This is a genomic window from Pseudomonas sp. MM227 (assembly GCF_947090715.1).
Classification (GTDB): Bacteria; Pseudomonadota; Gammaproteobacteria; order Pseudomonadales; family Pseudomonadaceae; genus Aquipseudomonas; species Aquipseudomonas baltica.
Window position 1 is genome coordinate 1212942 of record NZ_OX352319.1, and the last position, 14534, is coordinate 1227475.

Genomic DNA, 14534 nt, shown 5'->3' on the forward strand with positions numbered 1-14534 from the left:
CATGTGTGTGCGCCGCAGCGTGCGACGGCATGTCCGCCTTGCCGAACCTTTTACACGCAACTTGCCTTGAGGAAAAGTCGTGGACTCTCGTTTGAATGCCTTTCTTGAGCGCGCCGAATCCGTGCTGGCGCGGCTCGAGCCGTTGCTGCCCGCGCTTCGCGGCGAAATCGACTGGAATCATTGCCTGGCCGCGCGCTGGCAGCGCGAAGGCCGCAGCGGCTACCTGTTGCCGCTGGAGGTCAGCCTGGACATGCGTCTGAGCGACCTCATCGGTGTCGACCAGCAGCGCCAGCAGCTGGCGCGCAACACCCAGCAGTTTCTCGATGGCCACCCAGCCAACCATGCGTTGCTGTGGGGATCGCGCGGCACCGGCAAGTCATCGCTGGTGCGCGCGCTGCTTGCCGAACACGCGGGCGCAGGGCTGCGCCTGATCGAGATCGAGCGCGATCATCTGGCCGACCTGCCGCGGGTGGTCGAGCAGTTGCAGAAACTGCCCCAGCGTTTCGTGCTGTTTTGCGACGACCTTTCGTTCGAAGCGGGCGAGGGCGACTACCGGGTGCTCAAGAGCGTGCTCGACGGCTCCCTCGAGCAGGCGCCTGACAATGTGCTGCTGTATGCAACCTCCAACCGTCGCCATCTGGTCCCCGAGCATCAGAGCGACAACGAGAACTGGTCCCGGGTCGACGGTGAGTTGCACCCCAGCGAAGCGGTCGAAGACAAGATCGCTCTGTCCGACCGGTTTGGCCTGTGGCTGTCGTTCTATCCGTTCACCCAGGAGCACTTCCTGCGTGTGGTGGAACACTGGATCGGCGAACTCGCTCGCGACAGCGGCCTGCAATGGTCGCGTGACGAGCAACTGGATATCCTTGCCGTGCGCTGGGCGACCGGACGGGGCAACCGCAACGGCCGCTGCGCCTATCAATTTGCCCGTTACTGGGTAGGCCTCAAACTGCTGGAGCAACAAGCATGATCGATTTGCACGCCGCAGGCGCGGGGCTGGAAGGCTACCGCATGCTGTGCGCCCAACTGCAATCGCTGTTGGCCGACGAGCGTGATTTCGTCGCCAATGCGGCGCAATTCTCGGCGTTTCTGTTCAACCAGGTCGACGACCTGAACTGGGCGGGCTTCTACCTCAACCGCAACGAGGAGCTGGTACTGGGGCCCTTCCAGGGGCAGGTGGCGTGCGTGCGCATTGCGTTTGGCCGTGGCGTCTGCGGGGCCGCTGCGGCGACCCGGCAGACCCAGCGGGTCGAGGACGTGCATGCGTTCCCCGGGCACATCGCCTGCGACAGCGCATCGAACAGCGAACTGGTGATTCCGCTGGTCAAGGACGGCGTGCTGATCGGCGTACTGGATCTGGACAGCCCACGTACTGCCCGCTTCAGCGAAGCGGACCAGCAGGGCCTGGAACAGCTGGCGGCGATCTTCCTCGAAGCGACCGACTGCAGCCGCTACTGAAGCGCCAGCCTGTTCAGTCGTAGTTGGTCTTCTTCTGGAATGGGTCTTCCTTCTCGTCGGCCTTCAAGCCGTCGGTGAGTTCGTTGACTTCGTTCCCGGTCGGCTCCATCTGGCTGAGCACTATGGCATTGGTGCGCTTGAGCATCTTCTGCAAGTACTCCAGCTGCTCTTGGTAGAGCGCAGCGTCGGGCTGACCCTTGAGGTATTGCACGCCCCGCTCGAATGCCAGCCGCGCGCGGCCCGGCTGGCCCTCTCCCAGCAGTTGCTGGCCCAGGTTGTTGAAGAATTCGATGTGCAGCAGGACCAGAATGCTGCGGATCTCCCGCGCCCAGTGCTTGGTCTCGGCCGCGTTGAGAAAGCCCTCCTGGGCGGCACGCGTGACCTGCGCATGCAAAGCTTCGAGCAGAAAGCGGACTTCCTTGGCCTGGTCTTCGGTCAAGATCGGGAAGGGCGGATTGCCGATTGCAATGTCATCGCCCTTGGCGATCTCACCTTGCAACTCTTCAAGGCGAGTCTTGAGCGGCGCGTTCTGCCTGTCGAGCAGCAACAGGCGCTGGCTGATATTCAGTTCGAGCCGGGTGAGCAGTTGCTTGAGGGCAGGGGTCATCAGTTGACCAGGGAACGTCTCGCCAATGCGGCCGCAGCGGCGCAGGCGGTCGGTGAGCTCGAGCTTGTCGCGCGCCTTGGCCAGCTTGTTGCTCTCGACCATATTGTTGAGCAGGCCGATGACGATAAGGATGGCGATCCCCGTTACGATGAACAGGGTGATCATGAGTGGAGTCACCGGGGAGCTCTCGAGGTTGAGTGAGGTTGAGTGAGGTTGAAGTGTAGGGCCGGTCTGCCGACACCGATAGCACAACACGCTGCAACGCATTTATAGAGGTACCAGCGCTGTCCGTCGCAACTATGGCTTTGTGCTATTACTGCTGTCAAAAGCTTATTCATGTCCACGTGTCTCGCTGCTTCATCAGCACGCCCGGCTGGCCCGCAAAGCACGGTGAAGTCATTGATTTAAATAAATTTATAACAGGGGGTTGACGACCCTCGAAAGCATCCATAGAATGCGCGCCACTTGCAGCGTAAAGCACACAGCGAAGCGCGGCAGGAAGTGAAGTTGTAGCGTGTCCCCTTCGTCTAGTGGCCTAGGACACCGCCCTTTCACGGCGGTAACAGGGGTTCGAGTCCCCTAGGGGACGCCATTGCGGGAATAGCTCAGTTGGTAGAGCACGACCTTGCCAAGGTCGGGGTCGCGAGTTCGAGTCTCGTTTCCCGCTCCAGTTTAAGCAGTGTGGCCTTAGGGCGGCACTGAGTGAAACCAGCATCCAGTCTTCGGACATGGGTCTGGGCGCCGGAATACACACCATGTGTTCCGGTCAGCGTGTCCCCTTCGTCTAGTGGCCTAGGACACCGCCCTTTCACGGCGGTAACAGGGGTTCGAGTCCCCTAGGGGACGCCATTTGCGGGAATAGCTCAGTTGGTAGAGCACGACCTTGCCAAGGTCGGGGTCGCGAGTTCGAGTCTCGTTTCCCGCTCCAAATTCAATGAAAACGCCGCTCAGAGATGAGCGGCGTTTTTGTTCGTGTGTGGTTTATGAGTCATGCACCGTGGCGTGCCTTTCGCGGCCGATGACCGCTCCTGCGCAGTAGCGCGCCGACCGTAGGAGCGGTCATCGGCCGCGAAGGGTTCACTGCGGGCTGTCAGGCTGAACCCGGCGCCGATGGGGGATGTCGTCGTCGGCAATCAATACCCGTTCCATTGCCCGCGGGAAATCACCGTAGTTGTACACCGGGTAATGCAATGCCCCACGGTTGTCCCAGAACGCTACATCTCCGGCTTGCCACTTGAAACGCACCTGGTACTCCGGGTTGCTCACTTCCTTGAGCAACAGGCCGACGATCTCGCGGCTTTCTTCCAGTGACAGACCCAGAATTTGCGGTGACATCGAAAAGTTGATGAACAACGCATCTTCGCCCGTCTCCGGATGCGTACGCACCAGCGGGTGCGCGAGGATCGGGTAGTTGTAGCCGACCTTGTCCAGCGCGGGTTTGAAGTTGTGGGTGACGAAGGCATTGTCGATGCGCTCGCGCAGGGCCGCCGGCAGGCTACGGTAGACCAGGCCGGTGTCGGCCCAGAGCGTGTCGCCGCCGGTTTCGGGCAGCGACACCGCTCGCAGCACGGCGCCGAAGGTCGGCTTGAGCATCCAGCTGGTATCGGTATGCCAGCGCCCCTTGCGCGCATCGCCATAACGGTCACGGGCTTCACTTCCCAGAATCAGGTGGGCGTTGGGACGCTCGTGGTCTTGCTTCTGGGTGGTCGGATGGTGGTACAGCTCGCCGAACTGACGGGCGAACGCCAATTGCTGGGCGGTATCGATGTGCTGGTCACGGAAGAACAACACTTTGTGCTTGAGCAGCAAGGCACGTATTTCATCACGGGCGTGCGCGTCGAGTGGGCGTCGCAGATCCACGCCCTCGATCTGCGCGCCGATGGTCGGCTCCAGCGCAGTGGCGCGGATCGCCGTGGCAGGGCGCGGTATTTTTTCGGCAAACATGGCAGATGTCCTTTGCAATCGAGTGCCGGAGCCCACGGCCACGGCGGGTGGGGAAAGGGAATTCAGGCCACTTCTTCGTTGCGGCGCGCGGTTGCGTTGCGATTGGCCGGCACCTCGAGGCCGAGGTTGTCGCGCAAAGTCAGGCCGGGGTACTCGGTGCGCAACAGGCCGCGTTGCTGAAGGATCGGCACCACGTAGCGGGTGAAGTATTCAAGGCCGTTGGGCAACAGCGAGTTGATGATGAAGCCATCGGCGGCGTGACCCTCGAACCAGGCTTGCACCGCGTCGGCGACTTCTTCTGGCAGGCCGACGAAATCCCGGTCGGGCTTGGCGAAGCGCAGCGCCACTTGGCGCAAGGTCAGGTTCTCTTCACGGGCAACGAGCTTGATACGCTCGGACGTGCCCTTGTGGCTGTTGGCGCCCAGGTCGCCCAGATCGGGGAAGGCCGCGTCCAGGTCGTGCCCGTTGAAGTTGTAGTCATTGAACGGGCGGCCGAGGGCGACGATGGCGTCTTCGATGCCCACCAGGTCTGCAGCTTCCTGATAGCGGCGCTCGACCTCGTCGCGGTCCCGGCCCACGATCGGGCTGATGCCGGGCAGGATGAACAGTTTGTCCGGGTTGCGACCGGCCTTCGCCGCACGTTGCTTGAGGTCCTGGTAATAGGCGTGCGACTCGGTGAACGACTCGTGCCGGCAGAAGATCGCATCGGCATTCTGCGCGGCGAAGTTGCGGCCGTCCTCGGAAACGCCGGCCTGGAAAATCACCGGTTGACCCTGGCGCGAGCGGGCGATGTTCAGCGGTCCCTTGACCTGGAAGAATTCGCCCTGATGGTTCAGCGCGTGCAGCTTGCTGCGGTCGAAAAACTCGCCGGTGGCCTTGTTGCGGGTAAAGGCGTCGTCTTCCCAGGAATCCCACAGCCCCTTGACCACATCCACGTGCTCCCGGGCGATGCGGTAGCGAACGGCATGGGGCGGGTGCTCGGCCTTGCTGAAGTTGTCGGCGGTGCCGGACAGCCAGGAGGTGACCACGTTCCAGCCGGCTCGCCCGCCACTGATGTGGTCGAGCGAAGCCAATTGCCGCGCCACCTGGTAGGGCTCGGTGTAGCTGACCGTGATGGTAGCCACCAGGCCGATGTGCTCGGTAGTGGCGGCCAGCGCCGAGAGCAGGGTCAGGGGCTCGAAGCGATTGAGGTAATGCGGGCTCGAGCGTTCGTGGATATGCAGGCTGTCGGCGATGAAGGCGAAGTCGAAGCGCGCCGCTTCGGCCAGCCGCGCCTGCTGTTGGTAGTAGCGCAAGTTGGTGCTGGCGTCGGCCAACGCCTGCGGATGGCGCCACTCGCCCCAGCCGTGCCCCACACCGTGGATCATGGCGCCCAGTTTCAGTTGTCGTGTGCTCATGGGAATCTCCTGTTATGGCGCGCTGGCCAGTGGGGTTTGGGTGGGTGCACGGTAGGCGTTGAAATGCTTGTCGAAACCTTGGGCAACCTTGACCGGCTGGGCCAGCACGCCTTCCTCCAGATAGATGTCGGCGGTTTGCTGCAGGTCGGCGATCACCGCGTCGGTGATCTCGGCGCGGGTGTAGCGGGTCTCGTTGACCGAGGCCAGGTGCACCGCCAGGGGCAGGCGGGTGACCTGGGCCTGGGCTGCGGCGAACTCGTCGTGGTGGGTGTTGGCCCATTGGTAGGCACGCTCCAGGCGCACGACGAAGTCCTCGACCTGCGCGCGCTTGGTCTTGGTGGCTTGCTCGGTGGCGACCAGGTAGGTGTTGTTGGTCAGCAGGTCGGTGCCCTTGCGCAGGATGCGGGCGTTGCCTTGGTTCAGCGCAATGGTGGTGTAGGGGTCCCAGGTCGACCAGGCGTCGGCGTCGCCGGACTGCAGGGCGCCTTGGGCATCGCTGGGCAGCAGGTTGACGAAGGTGATGTCGGACGTCTTCAGGCCTGCGTCGCGCAGCGCCTTGATCACAAGGAAGTGCCCGATGGAGCCACGGTTGGTGACGACGCGCTTGCCCTTGAGGTCGGCGACCGATTGCAGGGGCGAGTCTTTGGGGACCAGAATGGACGTGGTGTAGCGGCCTTCGAAATGGGTGATGCTGACGGCCTTGAGCGGAGCACCGGAACCCAGCGCGAAGACGTAAGGCGCATCGCCCAGATAACCCACGTCCACCGCGCCGGCGTTCAACGCTTCGCCCAGCGGCGCGGCGGCCGCGAATTCCGAGAACTCGATGGGGTAGGGAACGTTCTTGAGCTCTCCGGCCGCGGTAAGCAGCAGCTTCAGGGTGGATTTCTGATTGGCAACGCGCAATGGTTCGAGCTTGTCGGCCCAGGCCAGGGGGCCGGTGGCCAGCAGCCCGACGGCCAGGACGAAAGTAAGGACACGGGAACGGGTCATGGACAGCGACTCCTGAAGAGGGATTGAGTTACCTCCACCAGGCGAGGGGTCGGTCTGCATTCAAGCTAAAGCTCTAACGAGGCGCTGTGAAATGACATTTAGTTCTAAGTTAATTATTCTTTTTATGAATTCTTAGGTTATGGCAATATGCGTAGCTAGCATATTTTTGTATGGGTCTGTCTCGTAGGAGCGGTCTGTGGCCGCGAAGGGGCGCTCCGGTCGTTCAGGCGTACCGCGGTGCTTTCTTCGCGGCCGATGACCGCTCCTACGGGGATTGCGCGGAGTATTGTAGGAGCGGTCCGTGGCCGCGAATGGGCGCTGGGATGACGTGGCTCAGGCCAGGGCGCGTTGGCGCTTGCCGGGGACGGCGTCCAGCAGGGCCTGGGTGTAGGCATTCCCCGGATGGTTGAACAGCTGCGCAGTGGGGCCCTGGTCGACGATGCGGCCCTGGCGCATGACCAGCACCTCATCGGCGACGTTGGCAATCACTGCCAGGTCATGAGAGACGATGACGTAGGCGATGCCCAGCTCGCGTTGCAGCTCGTCGAGCAGATCCAGGATCTGCCGCTGCACCGAAACGTCCAGGGCCGACACCGGCTCGTCCAGCAACAGAAGGTCGGGCTGCAGTGCCAGGGCCCGGGCGATGGCCACACGCTGGCGCTGGCCGCCGGACAGCTCCCTGGGCAAGCGGTCGAGGAAGTGGGCCGGCAGATGCACCCGTTCGATCAATTCACGCGCAGCCCGATCGAGCTCCGCCCCTCGGGCCAGGCCGAACGAGACGAGAGGTTCGACGATGCTGTCGAAGATCGACAAGCGCGGGTCCAGCGCTGCGAACGGGTTCTGCTGCACCAGTTGCATGCGCCGACGCAGCGGCCGGAATTGTCGCCAGCCGAAATCGGTCACGTCCTGCTCGGCAAACTCGATGCGGCCGCTGTCGGCTTTCTCCAGCCCCAGGGCAATGCGCAACGCCGTACTTTTGCCCGACCCGGATTCGCCGACGATGCCCAGGGTCTGCCCGGCGCAGACCTTGAAGCTGACATCGGCCAGCGCCTGGAAGCGGTCGGCCTGGCCACGGACCCGTGGCAGCCGGTAATGCTTGTTCACCGCAGTCAGCGCCAGCAGCGGCGGTTGCCCTGGCGCAGCCGCAGCGCGCGGTGCGCGGGGCTCGGCGAAGGCTGGCGCGGCGGCGATCAAGGCGCGGGTGTAAGGCTGGGTCGGCTTGGCCAGTACCTGCTGCGGCGTGCCGTGCTCGACCAGCGTCCCGGACTTCATCACCAGCACCCGGTCAGCGCGGTCGGCGGCCACGCCCAGGTCGTGGGTGATGATCAGCAACGAGATGCCACGCTCGCGCACCAGCCCCTCGAGATGATCGAGAATCCGCTGCTGCACGGTCACATCCAGCGCACTGGTCGGCTCATCGGCGATGATCAAGCGCGGGTTGCCGGCCAGCGCGATGGCGATCAGCACGCGTTGACGCATGCCGCCGGAGAGCTCGTGAGGGTACTGCCGGGCGCGCAGCGTCGGGTTGTCCAGGCCGACCTGGGCGAGCAGCTCGCCGACATCGTTGTCCACCCCGCGGTAGCGCCCACCTCTGGCCAGCACCAGAGCCTCGGCGATCTGCACGCCGATGCGCTGGGTGGGGTTGAGGCTGACCATCGGGTCTTGAGGCACCAGGCCGATGGTGCGGCCGCGCAGTTGGCGCTTGACGCGTTCGCTGGCCTGGCTCAGGTCCTGCCCGGCCACCACCAGCCGACCGGCGGTCAGCACGGCGCTGTAAGGCAGCAAGCCGAGGATAGCGTTGGCCACAGTGGTCTTGCCCGAGCCCGATTCTCCGACGATGGCCAGGGTCTCGCCCTGGGCCAGGCTGAACGATACATCCGTCACCGCCTGGGTGTGCTGCGCGCCCTGGCGGTAGGCGATGCCCAGGTTGTGTACTTCAATGAGCGCGTTCATCGCTTGATCTCTTCAAGGGTGCGGGCCAGGTGATTGAGGCTGAACACCACCGCCACGACAAAGGCGCCGGGCAACAGCGCCACCCATGGCGCGGTGATCAGAAAATGCCGTCCGGTGGCGATCAGCGTGCCCCATTCCGGCGCCGGTGGCGCGGCGCCGAAACCCAGGAAGCTGAGGCCTGCGGTGGCCAGAATGGCGGCGCCGAAGTCCAGGGTGGCGAGCACGGCGACCGGCCCCCAGGCGTTGGGCAGGATGTGACGCCACAACGTCTGCAACCAGCTCGCGCCACCCAAGCGGGCGGCCTCCACGTAGGGCAGGGTCTTCACCCGCAACACCTCGGCGCGGGTGGTGCGGGCAAAACCGGGAATGATCCCTACACCCACGGCGAGGGCTACCGGCAAGGTGCCGAAGCCGATGGCGGTGACGATGGCCAGGGCCAGCAGCAAGCCAGGCAGGGCCAGCAGCACGTCGATCACGCGCATGATCAGCGCATCCACGCGGCCCCCGGCGAACCCCGACAGCACGCCCAGGCTCAAGCCGCCGAGCAGGGCCAGGCCAACCGCCAGCAGCGCTGCCTGAATCGACAGGCTGGCGCCGTGGATCACGCGGGTATACAGGTCGCGGCCCAGCTCGTCGGTGCCGAACCAGTGGGTGGCGTTGGGCGCGGTGAGCTTGGCCAGCGGCGCCGTGGCATTGGGGTCGAAGCCGCTCAGCACGCCCGGTGCCAGCGCAGCCAGCAAAGCAAAGGCGACTACCAGCGCGGCCAGCATGAAGCCGGGCCGGCGCAACAGGGGACGTGAAGCGCTGAGCAGGCGTGACCAGCGATTGCGCCGTCGCCATGGCGTGGTGGCCTCCACTGGCAATGGCGGGGATGGCGTCGTAGCCGGCAAGCGTTGTATCGACGGCGAGCCGAACCGACGGTCGAGGTTGTGCACGGCGTTGGATGAAGGCATGAGCGGAATCCTTGGCAGGCCTAGGCCGCACTGGGCGCACGGGGCGCGTGGGTGATACGGGGGTCGAACATCGGGTAGAGCAGGTCCACCAACAGGTTCACCACCACGAAAGCGGCCGCGGAGATGGCGACGATCGCCAGCACCACCGGAATGTCCTGGCGCAGTACCGCTTCCTGGGCCAGGCGCCCGACACCGTTGCGGCTGAAGATGGTTTCCACCAGCACCGCACCCGACACGGTGTTGCCGACCTGCAGGCCGAACAGCGTGAGAATCGGCAGCGCCGCGTTCTTCAGGCCGTGGCGATACTGCACCTGGGCGCGGCTCAGACCCTTGGCGTAGGCCGTGGTGATGTAGGGCTCGCGCCACACGTGCTGAAATCCGCGTTGCAGCACCTGGGCATACACCGCCGCGCTGGGGATCGCCAGGGTGATGGCCGGCAGCACCAGGCTGTCCAGGCCCTGACTGCCGGTGGCGGGGAACCAGCCCAGGCCGAAGGCAAACACCTGGATCAGTAGCAGGCCCAGCCAGAATACCGGCACCGAGAACCCCAGCGACGGCAGGCGCGCCAGGGCCGATTGCAGGGGTTGCCAGCGCACGTAGGCGGTCAGGTAGGCCAGGCCTATGCCGCCGATCAACGACAGCACGATGGCCGACCCGGCCAGGGTCAGGGTTTGTGGCAGGCGCTCGGCCAGCAGCGCAGTCACGGGCCGGTTGAGCGACAGCGACTGACCGAAGTCACCGTGCAGGGCCCGCCAGAGCAGATGCCCGTACTGCTCGAACAGGCCGCGATCCAGTCCGTAGTAGGCACGTGCCTTGGCCAGGTCCGCCGGCGACAGCGCATCGACTTCCAGGCCCGAGGCGCTGAGCATGATCGACAGCGTATCGCCGGGCAGCAGGTAGAGGATGAAGTAGGTGATGGTGTAGGCGCCCCACAGCACCAGCAGCGCCTGGCCGACACGCCCCAGCAGGTAACGGTTCATGGCGTGCCGACCTCGATGTCACCGAGGAAGGCGAAGCCTTCTGCGGTCCAGTGGAAGTTCTTCACCCGAGCCGCCGTGGCTGCCTGCCAGACACGCTCGTAGATCGGGATGGCCGAGGCCTCGTCCACCAGCAGGTCCTGCAGATCGCCGTAGGCCTTGGCGCGTTGCTCGGCTCGAGTGGCAGTGATGCCAGCGTCGAACAGCGCGGTGGCCCGGTTCAGGGTCGCCGGTTCGTAGATATTGGTGGCCAGGGTCGAGCTGTTGGCGCTGCGCGGATCGAGAATGGTCTGCAGAATGATCGGATCGGCGCGGGTCATGTAGGTGGACGTCAGGTCGTAGTTGCCCTGGGCATTGGCGGCGGTCCATTCGGCGCGGGTCACCACATTGAGTTTCAGGTCGATACCCACCTTGCGCAGTTGATCCTGCACCAGCACATCGCCGGCCGTTTCACTGCCGTTGATGTTGTAGGCCAGGCTCAGGCGCTTGCCGTCCTTGTGTCGATAGCCATCGGCAGCCGGTGCCCAGCCTGCCTCGTCCAGCAAGCGTGCGGCGCCGACAGCGTCGTAGCCAAGCTTGGCGCCCTGGGCCTTGAAGTACGGCGTGGTGCTGTCGTACACACCGTCGACGACGGGGAAATCGGCGTTGTACACGGTGCTGGCGTAGCTCTTGCGGTCGATGGCCTTTAGCAGTGCCTGGCGCACTTTCCTGTCGGCCAGTACACGGCCGTTGCGGGTGTTGGGGTAGAGGTTCAACGCGGGGCCGGGCAAGGCGCGGCTCTGAATGGTAGCGCCCTTGCTCTGGTACAGCTTGAGGTCGACTTCCGAGAACGGGTTGCGCGGCCACAGCACATCGACCTTGCCCTGCAGGAACAATCCGTTGCGTACGCTTTCCTCGGCGATGTAGCTGATTTCCACGGTATCCAGATGGGCGTCGGCCTTGTTCTTCATGTTCGCCGACGCCCAGTGGTAGCCCGGTCGACGGGTCAGTCGGGCGCCGCTCTCCGGCGTGTAGTGCTCGAGCGCGAACGGCCCGGTGCCGATGATCTGGCCGAGCGAGCGCTGCTTGGCGGTCAACTGGTAGGAGGCCGGTGCAAGAATTGCCAGGTTGGTGGTGGACGTGGCCTGGAGGAAGCCGGCGTTGGGTCGTGACAGCACCAGTTTGACGGTGAAGTCGTCGAGCACTTCGGCATGGTCGTAGCCGGCCAGGTAGGTTGCGCCGAAGGTCGCCGGCAGCTCCTGGGCGAATGCCTTGTCGCTGTCGAACGCGGCCTTGACGGCGTGGGCGTCGAAGCGCTCGCCGTTGCTGAAGGTGACGTCTTCACGCAGTTGGAAGGTGTAGCTCAAGGCATCGTCGCTGATGTCCCAGCTCTTGGCCAGCCAGGGAATGATCTTGCCGGTGTCCGGGTCCTGGTCGGTCAGTGATTCGGCGACGTTGCGCAGCAGCACGCGATGTTCCAGCCAATAGACCTGGAACGGGTCGACGCTGACCAGGGTGGTGTTGTCGCCGAAGAAGGCGATCTTGAGGGTCTTGTCGGCGTGTTCGGGGGCCGAGGGCGAGCAGCCCGCCAGTGCTGCGAGCAGTATGCCCAGTGCCAGCAGGCGGGGGCGTTGGGGCAGGTTCGAAGCCGATGGGTGGGTTGGGTGGGGCATGGGTGACTGTCCTTTGTAGTGCTGTGATCGGCTTGGGTTTGGGGTGCGGGCCTTCGCGGGCAGAGCCCCGCTCCCACAGAGGTTGGTGGTGCCTGTGGGAACGGGGCGGGCGGCAAGTTCTCTGTGGGAGCGGGGCTCTGCCCGCGAATGGCCCCACTTCGATTCAGGTAGCGAGCGCTCGTGGTCTGTTGGCTTGCGGCAAGGGTCCATCGGCCACCTGAGGCGGGCCGGCTTCCACGCCCAGCAGCCCCAACAGGCGTCGGCGAATGGCATTGAAGGCCGGTGTGCCTTTTTCCCGAGGGCGATCCAGGCCAATGGGCAGCGCTTCGGCAATGCGCCCGTTCTTGAGCACGATGATGCGATCGGCCAGCAGGATCGCTTCCTCGACATCGTGGGTGACCAGCAGCACTGCAGGCCCGTGGGCACGCCACAGGTCGATGATCAACTGATGCATGCGAATGCGGGTCAGCGCATCGAGAGCGGCGAACGGTTCGTCCAGCAGCAGCAGGCGAGGCTCGCGCACCAGGCTGCGGGCCAATGCCACGCGCTGGGCTTCACCCCCGGACAAGGTGGCGGGAAAGGCATCGAGCCGATGCGCCAAACCCACTTCGGTCAGGGCCTTGACCGCACGCTCGCGGGCCTGGGGGGTGCGCACGCCCAAGGTCACGTTCTTCCACACGCGCTTCCACGGCATCAGCCGCGGTTCCTGGAACACCGCCGAGCGGGCCGCGGGCACCAGCAGCCGGCCACCTTCGATCGGGTCGAGCCCGGCCAGCGAGCGCAGCAGGGTGGTCTTGCCCGAGCCGCTGGCGCCCAGCAGGGCAACGAACTCGCCGGGCGCGATGTCCAGGTTCAAGCCGTCGATGACGCGGTTGGCGCCGAACTGACGCACCACGTTCTGCAGGCTGACGGCGGGTTGTGGGTGCAACGGGCGGGTGACGTTGTGTGCGGTCATGGGATCAGCTCTTCACGAAGGAGGGGCGCCAGGCCAGGGCATAGTGCTCCAGGGCGCGGATGATGCCGTCGATCAGCAGCCCCAGCAGGCTGTACACCAGCAGGCAGATGACGATGATGTCGGTGCGCATGAAGTCGCGCGCGTCGCTGGCCAGGAAGCCGATGCCGGAGGTGGCGTTGATCTGCTCGACGAACACCAGCGCCAGCCAGGAGATCGCCAGCGAATAGCGCAGGCCGACGAAGAACGACGGCAGCGCGCCGGGCAATATCACGTGCCAGACCAGTTCGCGACGGTTCAGCCCCAGGGTGTTGCCGGCTTCGATCAGCTTGGGGTCGATGCTGCGGATGCCGGCGAACAGGTTCAGGTACACCGGAAAGGTGGTGCCCATGACGATCAGCGCGACCTTGGTGAATTCGCCGATGCCGAACCACAGAATGAACAGTGGCACCAGCGCCAGTGAGGGTACGGTGCGCAGCATCTGCATGGGTGAGTCGAGCAGCACTTCGCCACGCCGCGAAAGGCCGGTGAGCAGGGCCGCGACGGTGCCGATGAACACACCAATGGCCAGGCCCGACACCGCGCGCTGCAGGGATATCAGCAGATGCGCCGGGAGCTCGCCGCTGATGGTCAGCGCCCAGAACGTCACACCGATGCTCGACGGCGCGGCGATGATACGCGGCGGGATCAGCCCGACCCGCGAGGCCAGCTCCCAGAGCACCAGGATCGCCAGCGGGCTCAGCAGCCTGAGCACGAAGCCTGGCACGCGCACGCCGCGGCGGGGTGCGCTGGGGGTGACTTCGAGCATGTGGATGGGCGCTCTGGCGATCGGCGCAGAGGCGATTTCAGGTGGCATAGTCTTGGCCCTCGCGGTCCAGTTGACGGATCAAGGCGTCCCAGTGCAGTTGGATCTTGGGGTTGTCGCCGCTGGCTGCACTGGCGGACTGCTGGTGCACCTTGTCGATGGCCGCCTGCGGTGCCAGCAGCAGCTCGGCATTGCCGCCGGCCTGGGCGGCGATCTGGATGTTGCAGGCGCGCTCCAGACCATGCAGTTCGCGGAAGGCGTGCTCGACACTGACGCCTCCGGTCAACAGGCCGTGGTTGCGCAGGATGAGGATGTTGCTGTTGCCCAGGTTGCGGACCAGGCGCGTCTGTTCGTCCAGATCCAGCGCGATGCCTTCATAACCGTGGTAGGCCACGCGGCTGTAGTAGAGCAGCGCGTGCTGGGACAGCGGCAGCAAGCCGTTGCGCTGGGCCGACACTGCCGCACCATCGCGGGTATGGGTGTGCAGCACCGCTTTGAGGTCGGGACGTGCGCGGTGGATGGCGCTGTGGATCACGTAGCCTGCGTGGTTGATGCCCAGACCCAGCGGATCGTCGATCAGCTCACCGTCGATATCCACCTTGACCAGATTGGACGCGGTGATTTCATCGAATAGCAGGCCGAAGGCGTTTATCAGGAAGTGTTCCTGATCACCCGGCACGCGGGCCGAGAAATGCGTATAGATATGATCGGTCCAGCGCAACTGCGCGGCGATGCGATAGGCAGCCGCAAGCTTGACGCGCACCTCCCATTCCTGCGGCGTGACACGCTGGCGCAGCGTGGGCGTGGAATCGTGCAGAACGGACAACGAAGTCATCGGGTCTCTCC

General features: G+C 64.7%; 12 protein-coding genes, 4 tRNA genes and 1 pseudogene. 6 read left to right on the forward strand and 11 right to left on the reverse strand.

What is annotated here, in order from left to right:
- Positions 1-79 precede the first annotated feature (79 nt).
- A complete protein-coding gene (locus ONG87_RS05450; RefSeq protein WP_264382356.1) occupies positions 80-970 on the forward strand; it encodes an ATP-binding protein in 891 nt (296 codons plus the stop codon).
- Positions 967-1458: a GAF domain-containing protein gene (locus ONG87_RS05455; RefSeq protein WP_122479297.1), complete on the forward strand. Its 492-nt coding sequence runs from the start codon at positions 967-969 to the stop codon at positions 1456-1458. Before ONG87_RS05450 ends, ONG87_RS05455 begins: the two co-directional genes overlap by 4 nt.
- 13 nt (positions 1459-1471) lie before the next feature.
- Here the strand turns inward: ONG87_RS05455 and ONG87_RS05460 are convergent, their stop codons facing one another.
- Positions 1472-2242, reverse strand: coding sequence for a hypothetical protein (locus ONG87_RS05460; RefSeq protein ID WP_264382357.1), 771 nt, complete (start codon positions 2240-2242; stop codon positions 1472-1474).
- A 339-nt stretch (positions 2243-2581) separates the two neighbouring features.
- On the opposite strand from ONG87_RS05460, the gene ONG87_RS05465 reads away from it, so the two are divergent.
- The 4 genes from ONG87_RS05465 to ONG87_RS05480 all read left to right on the forward strand — a co-directional run bounded on the left by ONG87_RS05465 (position 2582) and on the right by ONG87_RS05480 (position 2993).
- Positions 2582-2657: transfer RNA gene (locus tag ONG87_RS05465), tRNA-Glu, on the forward strand.
- A gap of 2 nt (positions 2658-2659) precedes the next feature.
- Positions 2660-2735: transfer RNA gene (locus ONG87_RS05470), tRNA-Gly, on the forward strand.
- A 103-nt stretch (positions 2736-2838) separates the two neighbouring features.
- Positions 2839-2914 (forward strand) — tRNA-Glu (locus ONG87_RS05475).
- A gap of 3 nt (positions 2915-2917) precedes the next feature.
- Positions 2918-2993, forward strand: a tRNA-Gly gene (locus ONG87_RS05480).
- A gap of 149 nt (positions 2994-3142) precedes the next feature.
- Here the strand turns inward: ONG87_RS05480 and ONG87_RS05485 are convergent.
- From ONG87_RS05485 to ONG87_RS05530, 10 genes and pseudogenes are all read right to left on the reverse strand, one after another.
- Positions 3143-4009 (reverse strand): TauD/TfdA family dioxygenase, encoded by an 867-nt coding sequence (locus ONG87_RS05485; protein WP_264382358.1) that lies wholly within the window; start codon positions 4007-4009, stop codon positions 3143-3145.
- 62 nt (positions 4010-4071) lie between these two features.
- Positions 4072-5406, reverse strand: coding sequence for an LLM class flavin-dependent oxidoreductase (locus tag ONG87_RS05490; RefSeq protein ID WP_264382359.1), 1335 nt, complete (start codon positions 5404-5406; stop codon positions 4072-4074).
- 12 nt (positions 5407-5418) lie between these two features.
- Positions 5419-6396 (reverse strand): ABC transporter substrate-binding protein, encoded by a 978-nt coding sequence (locus tag ONG87_RS05495; protein WP_264382360.1) that lies wholly within the window; start codon positions 6394-6396, stop codon positions 5419-5421.
- 333 nt (positions 6397-6729) lie between these two features.
- Entirely contained in the window at positions 6730-8349 is a 1620-nt protein-coding gene (locus ONG87_RS05500) for an ABC transporter ATP-binding protein (protein ID WP_264382361.1), read from the reverse strand.
- Complete coding sequence (locus tag ONG87_RS05505; protein WP_192175625.1) at positions 8346-9302, reverse strand: ABC transporter permease; 957 nt, start codon at positions 9300-9302, stop codon at positions 8346-8348. The genes ONG87_RS05500 and ONG87_RS05505 overlap by 4 nt, the downstream gene beginning before the upstream one ends.
- 20 nt (positions 9303-9322) lie before the next feature.
- Positions 9323-10282 (reverse strand): ABC transporter permease, encoded by a 960-nt coding sequence (locus tag ONG87_RS05510; protein WP_192175626.1) that lies wholly within the window; start codon positions 10280-10282, stop codon positions 9323-9325.
- A complete protein-coding gene (locus ONG87_RS05515; protein ID WP_264382362.1) occupies positions 10279-11931 on the reverse strand; it encodes an ABC transporter substrate-binding protein in 1653 nt (550 codons plus the stop codon). The genes ONG87_RS05510 and ONG87_RS05515 overlap by 4 nt, the downstream gene beginning before the upstream one ends.
- A 163-nt stretch (positions 11932-12094) precedes the next feature.
- On the reverse strand, positions 12095-12886 hold the full coding sequence (locus ONG87_RS05520; RefSeq protein ID WP_192053751.1) for an ABC transporter ATP-binding protein: 792 nt from the start codon (positions 12884-12886) through the stop codon (positions 12095-12097).
- A 4-nt stretch (positions 12887-12890) separates the two neighbouring features.
- A pseudogene (locus ONG87_RS05525) lies at positions 12891-13652 on the reverse strand (ABC transporter permease); the annotation flags it as partial.
- Positions 13653-13728: 76 nt separating this feature from the next.
- On the reverse strand, positions 13729-14523 hold the full coding sequence (locus tag ONG87_RS05530) for a class II aldolase/adducin family protein (protein WP_192049845.1): 795 nt from the start codon (positions 14521-14523) through the stop codon (positions 13729-13731).
- Positions 14524-14534: the final 11 nt, after the last annotated feature.

What these genes read in the sequence shown, in the direction of transcription:
- ONG87_RS05505 (WP_192175625.1), bottom strand. Translation starts at nt 9,302, where the DNA reads ATGCCTTCATCCAACGCCGTGCACAACCTCGACCGTCGGTTCGGCTCG.
- ONG87_RS05520 (WP_192053751.1), bottom strand. Translation starts at nt 12,886, where the DNA reads ATGACCGCACACAACGTCACCCGCCCGTTGCACCCACAACCCGCCGTC.
- ONG87_RS05455 (WP_122479297.1), top strand. Translation starts at nt 967, where the DNA reads ATGATCGATTTGCACGCCGCAGGCGCGGGGCTGGAAGGCTACCGCATG.
- ONG87_RS05515 (WP_264382362.1), bottom strand. Translation starts at nt 11,931, where the DNA reads ATGCCCCACCCAACCCACCCATCGGCTTCGAACCTGCCCCAACGCCCC.
- ONG87_RS05490 (WP_264382359.1), bottom strand. Translation starts at nt 5,406, where the DNA reads ATGAGCACACGACAACTGAAACTGGGCGCCATGATCCACGGTGTGGGG.
- ONG87_RS05485 (WP_264382358.1), bottom strand. Translation starts at nt 4,009, where the DNA reads ATGTTTGCCGAAAAAATACCGCGCCCTGCCACGGCGATCCGCGCCACT.
- ONG87_RS05530 (WP_192049845.1), bottom strand. Translation starts at nt 14,523, where the DNA reads ATGACTTCGTTGTCCGTTCTGCACGATTCCACGCCCACGCTGCGCCAG.
- ONG87_RS05510 (WP_192175626.1), bottom strand. Translation starts at nt 10,282, where the DNA reads ATGAACCGTTACCTGCTGGGGCGTGTCGGCCAGGCGCTGCTGGTGCTG.
- ONG87_RS05495 (WP_264382360.1), bottom strand. Translation starts at nt 6,396, where the DNA reads ATGACCCGTTCCCGTGTCCTTACTTTCGTCCTGGCCGTCGGGCTGCTG.
- ONG87_RS05500 (WP_264382361.1), bottom strand. Translation starts at nt 8,349, where the DNA reads ATGAACGCGCTCATTGAAGTACACAACCTGGGCATCGCCTACCGCCAG.